General features: G+C 33.0%; 8 protein-coding genes. 1 reads left to right on the plus strand and 7 read right to left on the minus strand.

Annotated elements, in window-relative coordinates:
- The coding region (locus ABFR62_12510; protein ID MEN8139246.1) for a bestrophin family ion channel at nucleotides 1–989 on the plus strand (989 nt) is incomplete at its 5' end.
- Between the two features lie 91 nt (nucleotides 990–1080).
- Here ABFR62_12510 and ABFR62_12515 read toward each other — a convergent pair.
- From ABFR62_12515 to ABFR62_12545, 7 genes are all read right to left on the minus strand, one after another.
- Complete coding sequence (locus tag ABFR62_12515; protein MEN8139247.1) at nucleotides 1081–1653, minus strand: peptidylprolyl isomerase; 573 nt, start codon at nucleotides 1651–1653, stop codon at nucleotides 1081–1083.
- A gap of 36 nt (nucleotides 1654–1689) precedes the next feature.
- Complete coding sequence (locus ABFR62_12520) at nucleotides 1690–2052, minus strand: hypothetical protein (GenBank protein MEN8139248.1); 363 nt, start codon at nucleotides 2050–2052, stop codon at nucleotides 1690–1692.
- A 73-nt stretch (nucleotides 2053–2125) separates the two neighbouring features.
- Entirely contained in the window at nucleotides 2126–2857 is a 732-nt protein-coding gene (locus ABFR62_12525) for a DUF3784 domain-containing protein (protein MEN8139249.1), read from the minus strand.
- 44 nt (nucleotides 2858–2901) lie between these two features.
- On the minus strand, nucleotides 2902–3909 hold the full coding sequence (locus ABFR62_12530; protein ID MEN8139250.1) for a tetratricopeptide repeat protein: 1008 nt from the start codon (nucleotides 3907–3909) through the stop codon (nucleotides 2902–2904).
- Nucleotides 3910–3971: 62 nt separating this feature from the next.
- On the minus strand, nucleotides 3972–4499 hold the full coding sequence (locus tag ABFR62_12535) for a cytochrome b/b6 domain-containing protein (GenBank protein MEN8139251.1): 528 nt from the start codon (nucleotides 4497–4499) through the stop codon (nucleotides 3972–3974).
- A gap of 319 nt (nucleotides 4500–4818) precedes the next feature.
- Nucleotides 4819–5502, minus strand: coding sequence for an MBL fold metallo-hydrolase (locus tag ABFR62_12540; protein MEN8139252.1), 684 nt, complete (start codon nucleotides 5500–5502; stop codon nucleotides 4819–4821).
- Nucleotides 5503–5934: 432 nt separating this feature from the next.
- Nucleotides 5935–6171, minus strand: a complete 237-nt coding sequence (locus tag ABFR62_12545; GenBank protein MEN8139253.1) for a hypothetical protein — start codon at nucleotides 6169–6171, stop codon at nucleotides 5935–5937.
- Nucleotides 6172–6197: the final 26 nt, after the last annotated feature.

The raw sequence follows: 6197 nt of genomic DNA on the forward strand, positions 1-6197 counted from the left end.
TGACGGCATTTGTAATATTTCTTTACGACATATTTGGATTAACATTTATACAAGTTCCCTGGACACCTGTTGCATTAATTGGTACTGCACTGGCTTTTATGATTGGATTTCAAAACAATGCCGCTTATGGCAGAATTTGGGAAGCCAGAAAAATTTGGGGAGGGATAGTAAACAATTCCCGTACATGGGGCATGAAAATCAAAGACATGATTTCGAACGAACATAATAAGGGTGAAAATGTTAGTGAAGAAGAACTTAACAAAATTCGCCTTGGATTTATTTACAGACAAATAGCCTGGCTAATTTCCCTTAGATACGCTATGCGACAACCCCGCAGATGGGAGGTATTCAGAGAACATCGCACTAACAGAGAATGGTCTGATATGATCCATATTCCGGAACAGGTTTCTCTTCTGGAAGACAACTTAATGGAGTACCTCACGAAGGAAGAAATGGATTATATAAACGATAAAACCAATAAGCCTGCTGCTATTTTATTCCTTCAATCGAAAAATCTGCGTATACAAAAGGAAAGAGGTTTGATATGGCAATTTTCCTTTTTGAATTTAGAAAATACACTTCAGGAGTTTTTCAATCTGCAAGGGAAATCAGAACGGATCAAAAACTTCCCTTATCCCAGACAGTATGCTACCTTATCGCACTTTTTTATATGGATTTTTGTACTTTTTTTACCATTTGGAATAGTTCCGGAGTTTTCGGAAATCGGTGAAAAATTTAAAGATAGTTTTCCTTTGATCAGCGATTATTTTGTATGGACATCAATCCCTTTTATCGTTCTGGTAAAATGGGTATTTCACACTATGGAAAGAATTGGAAGAGTTGGCGAAAATCCGTTTGAAGGCTCCTCAAACGACGTGCCTATTTCTACTATATCAAGAGGAGTAGAAATTGATTTATTACAGCTGTTCGAAGTTGATAAAGATATGATACCGGCTCAGTTCCCCGAAGAATATAATGTACAGATGTAGATACAGGCTTACTCTAAATTTTCTGCCAAAAGAAAAATCTTCAACTAAGTTTTTCAATAAAAGTAATGAGTATGATTTGGTATTTTCTATACTACTTAACTCTTTCAATTGAGATAATCCTCACAGGATCCACTAAATACTGATCATTATTTTTGGCTTTTTGAATTTCAAGAACTACATCCATACCTTTGATTACCTGACCAAAAGCTGCAAAACCATATCCGTCGGGATTGCGTTTACCGTTAAAGTCAAGTTCAGGTTGGTCGTTAATACAGATAAAAAAACTGCTGGTTGCAGTATTTGGTTCAGCTCTTGCCATGGATACTGTTCCGTGTTTATGCAAAATTGATGTTTCTTTTGTAGTTTCAATTTTTATAGGGTCAAATGATTTTTCTTCTTCTACATCTCCCCCCTGAATTACCTGAATTTTAATATCCCTGTCGGCTTCATTTTCCGGTGTACATGTTCTGAAAAAACTGCTGTTTGTATATAAGTCTGCATCAACATATTTTAAAAAGTTACCAACTGTTACAGGTGCTTTTTCGGGATAGAGCTCAAGGTAAATATCACCCTTCGATGTTTTAATAACACACTTAACAGTGCTTTGGGAGAATAGATGTAATGAAAACACCATTGAAACGACAATCAAAATCAATTTTTTCATCAGTAAATTATTTACTAGTTGTACATTTTTAAAATATTATTTTCCGTTCATTCTTGACCTTCCCTGAAATGTAATTATCAATCCGGCTCCGACAGGTCCGTAAGCTAAAATAAAATAATTTCCGAAATCAATTATCCCTGTGAAGGTTGCAATAGTAATGAATAACCCTATAAAACTAATGAATAAACCGCCAAACATTATATTCTTTCCTAATTCCTGATTTGATTTATTTTGGGCAAATCTTTGAAGCTGCTTATCTACCTGTTTAACAACAACTTTAATTTCATCATCTTCAACATTACCCTTTTCCAAACGTTTCCTCATATCCGAAAATTCCATATTTCCGGAATTAATTTCATCGAAGAAAAAATCGATAGTTTTGGCTCTGTTGTATTCCATATTAAGTACTAATTTTTGAATAGTTTATTTATCAGAAATAATTGATATTATACTTCTTTAACTTCTACTTTCCTTATTTTTCAAACAAACTGTCAGCAAAATTATTTTTCATACTACCATATATTTCTTCATTCGATTCTTCTCTTGCCGAGAAATATATTTTTTCTCCATCAGTTTTTGTTATAAGCAAGTAAGGTTTGTAACTTGAATTAAGTACCAATTTTACCGTATTTCCATCCTTTGTTTTAAAATACCCTTTATTAATTTCTCCCATTGCAAATCCATGAGTTTTAAAGGATATTTCGGGCAAAGTATTCACAAGCTCAATACTGTGAACTTCAGATATTAATACCTCTTCCCCATATACTCCATGAAATTCTATTTTTTCAAAGTCGAAAGTCACCTTATCTTCTTTGTAAGCAAATGCAAACACCGCCAAAACAATTATCAGGGTGATTACCAGTGTCCAAACTCCAACCGTGTTCAATTTAGCAAACTGACCTTTTGTGTATTTATTAGCACTCCTGAGAAAATATATATACGCAGCAATAGGATATACAGCAAAAAATATGACGACAGTTCCTTTACTCAATAAGTATATAATTAACCCGATAAATAAAAATGATAATCCAAGTAGTAAATGAAATTTTTTAAAGTAAGAGACATAAGCTATTATATCTACCTTCTTTTTTTCTTCGTCATCAAGTGTATTGTATCCTGATATAATATTTTTAGCATTGTTCTCTGTTACGATAAATCCAATCGCCAGAAAAAACAAACTCATACCAATCAACAGGTAAATCATATCTGTAATTTTACATAGGTTCCTGCTAAGTTAGCTATATGTATTTACTTGTTTAACCAATTTTTAAACTTTTCGAATTCTTCGCTATTTTCATCTATCCAACTTACAGCTTCCTCTCCCTTAGAAAGAGAAATGTAATAGCTGTACGACTTTGCCAAATCAGCATTCGCCAAATCATTGAAAAATGGAACATAAAAATCCCACCAAAATCCGGAATTATCATTTTTTAACTCTCCGAGAATTTTAAAAAGACTTTCGTTATTATCTGAAAATAATTCAAGATCGGTTTTCCCTTTATTTTCCTCCACATTATTAGCAGCTCTCGATAAACTGATCATCATTTCGGCAGCTCCGAAATCAGGATCTCCATTCATAGGTACCTCCACATTAATCTTCTTTTCCGACTCTTTAGAAACACCAAAATCAATAAATCCTCTAAGATTTTTATATTCTACTGCTGCCCTGTCTGAATTAGGTTCGATTAATAGGAAAAAGTATAACGGAAGCATAGCTTTTATTCTAACACCTTCTTTCTCCATAATTTTACTTAATACCAAATGGCTGCTGGCATGTGATGAATTGTTGCTGATTGCCTTTATTGCAGAATCATACGCTTTATCATTTTCACCTGCATTATAACAGGTTATAGCATGATTATAATACAACATATAATTATCGAAGTCTTTCATCGCCTTCTCAAAGACCTTTATAGCTTTTTTAGTTTTACCCTGCATATCCAAGGCATTGCCATATGTGATATATGCAGGCAACAGATGATCACCTTTTTGGTCAATAACTTTTTTACTATGCTTTTCTGCATTTTTATAATTATGATCGGAAAAATAAGAAAAGGCAATTTCATAATTTACTAAACCGGATTTAGGATCTAAATCCAACGCTTTCTTATAAACTTCTATTGCTTTTTTATATTCTCCAATATCATGTAATTCAATTCCCTCCTTTACGAGGTTTTCAACCTCGCTATTTTGTCCCATCAGGAAAAGAGAATTAAAAACCAGGGAAATAATGAGTGTTACTTTGATGCCCTTCATAATATTTTTATATAAATAAAATGTTGAGTTAGCTTTATGAATTCAGATTTACATTCCCAACTTTAAAAAATTCTTTTAAGTGTATTTTCCCTCGTAAACGCATAGTGTTTTACAACCCCGAAAACGTGAACAATAGCCAGTAAAATCATTAAAAACGTAGCCAAAACATGATATTTCAGCATGGAGATTTCCTTTTGTGGAGTTATCCTATCAATCCCGTTTATCAGACCGTCAATATATTGCCCATCAACAACTACAATTATTCCCATAATCGATATTCCAACCAAAAACAAATAGAACAAATTGTGATTCCACACCACGAGTTTATCAACAAACTTCGAACCTGTTTTTATATTCTCCGGTTGTTCTTTCTTGAAAAAAAGATAGGTTCTAACAATTGTGAAAATAAAAATAAAACTGCCAAAAAACAGATGCAACTTAATCATTAAGCTTCTTTCCAGAGCTTCAAATCCTGCTATCTTTAAACTTGAAAGGACCAATATTCCGATAAATATAGCCGTAAGCCAGTGCATCCAAATTGTACCTTTATGGAATTTTTTTGTTAAGTCGTTATTAATTTCTGCTTTCATTCTTTGTGTTTTTTTGATTCTTATTTACAAACCCGTATCAGCAATAGCTCGGAACAAAGCCACTAATTATAAAATACCGGATAGATATTAGTTAATCATTCGGGCTTTGCAATTCCAAACATATAAAAAATTAAATATGAAATTGATGACACTAATCATATGTCTGAGAAAAAAAGACAAAACATATTAACCTGAGCTCGACGAGGGAACTCTGGTTATTAAATTACACTTTTCAGAATATACATAATTGATTTTTCTCCCTGAAAGGAGTTTTTTTACTACCCGAAAATAATTATATGAACCTTGAACGTCAAAATATTCATCTGTAGATATACTTCTTAATTTCTTCTGCAGGAAATGGATTTCCATGGGCAGGATAAATCATTGTACCTCCCCTGTCGATCAACAATTTCCAACTCTCTTTTAATAAGTCAATATTTTCGGCATAAATAGGTAATCCGGGGCTAAGTCTGAAGGGGAATCCGCTGTGTGCCATACAACCTACAAAAGCTTCGCCTGAATCGAGCAGAACACTCACAGAACCAATTGTATGTCCCGGTGTATAAATAATCTTTCCGTCAATACCGTATTTTTCGAGTGACATTTCTCTGCCATCTAATACTATATCAGCCTTCACAGTTTTGAGATTCACATTATTCTTCAGTAAAGGCAATAACAACGAACGCGATATTTTCCCCCAGGTTGTAACTCCTTTTGGCCAGTTAAATATCCCTTCTTCGAGATTTATTCTATCCTTTTCATGAATTGCTATTTTAGCTCCGCATATTTCCTGCATCTCTTTTGCACATCCGGCATGATCAAAATCTCCGTGGGTTAATACAATTAATTTTATTTCTTTTGGGGCAATAGAATAATCTGCCAGCTTTTTTAAAAAGTTTTTCCCGGCAAATGGCGGACCACTATCTATAATTATAGCACCCTTATCTTTAATAAGGTAACAATGGTTGATTCCAAATTTAAAATCAAATATTTCAACTGGCATAACAGAAACACGGATAATATTAAAACCTGATTGATGATAAAGATACGAAAATTATAAGCTATTAGTCATAATGCAAGTATTCCACTCAGGGCAAACGAATGAAAATGTATTAGTATAATTTTTTGATTTAGATATTGTAAATACCGTACATTCCTGAACTTCCTGTTTGTTTTCTACGCTTTTAACAGCAGACTTAATTTCAAAAAATTGTCCCAATGCAGACAGATAAAATAATAATATCAGTAACAATGCAAATGCCCAAAAATTTTGGACATAAGACTTAACTTGCATCATTCAAATCATTCAAATCATTCAAATTAACTCAATTAAATTAGTCTCGGCTTTTACTTCATAAAAAATAAGGTATAGCTTAATTAAACGTTTAAACTACTTTTGTACATCGATACTTATTGAATAAATGAATTGCATTAATCACCTGTAATGTCCTTCTGTAAAATCAAGGGTAATGTATTCAGGGGCAACATTTACAATATCTATAAGGTCTCCCGTATCTACATTTTTACAATTCACAAGACGTAAATGTCCTCCGTTTTCATTGATCAAACCGGCAATTTTAACTAGATCTATCATAGGAATATGGCTTGCATCAAGAACGAGATTGGTTCCAAGTCCCGCAAATTGAATTAAATCTACTGTTGGAGTTGTCATAATATTTTCAGTTTAAGTTGGTTATT

Source organism: Bacteroidota bacterium, assembly GCA_039714315.1.
Lineage (GTDB): Bacteria > Bacteroidota > Bacteroidia > Flavobacteriales > JADGDT01 > JADGDT01.

What these genes read in the sequence shown, in the direction of transcription:
- ABFR62_12515 (MEN8139247.1), bottom strand. Translation starts at nt 1,653, where the DNA reads ATGAAAAAATTGATTTTGATTGTCGTTTCAATGGTGTTTTCATTACAT.
- ABFR62_12530 (MEN8139250.1), bottom strand. Translation starts at nt 3,909, where the DNA reads ATGAAGGGCATCAAAGTAACACTCATTATTTCCCTGGTTTTTAATTCT.
- ABFR62_12545 (MEN8139253.1), bottom strand. Translation starts at nt 6,171, where the DNA reads ATGACAACTCCAACAGTAGATTTAATTCAATTTGCGGGACTTGGAACC.
- ABFR62_12535 (MEN8139251.1), bottom strand. Translation starts at nt 4,499, where the DNA reads ATGAAAGCAGAAATTAATAACGACTTAACAAAAAAATTCCATAAAGGT.
- ABFR62_12525 (MEN8139249.1), bottom strand. Translation starts at nt 2,857, where the DNA reads ATGATTTACCTGTTGATTGGTATGAGTTTGTTTTTTCTGGCGATTGGA.
- ABFR62_12520 (MEN8139248.1), bottom strand. Translation starts at nt 2,052, where the DNA reads ATGGAATACAACAGAGCCAAAACTATCGATTTTTTCTTCGATGAAATT.
- ABFR62_12540 (MEN8139252.1), bottom strand. Translation starts at nt 5,502, where the DNA reads ATGCCAGTTGAAATATTTGATTTTAAATTTGGAATCAACCATTGTTAC.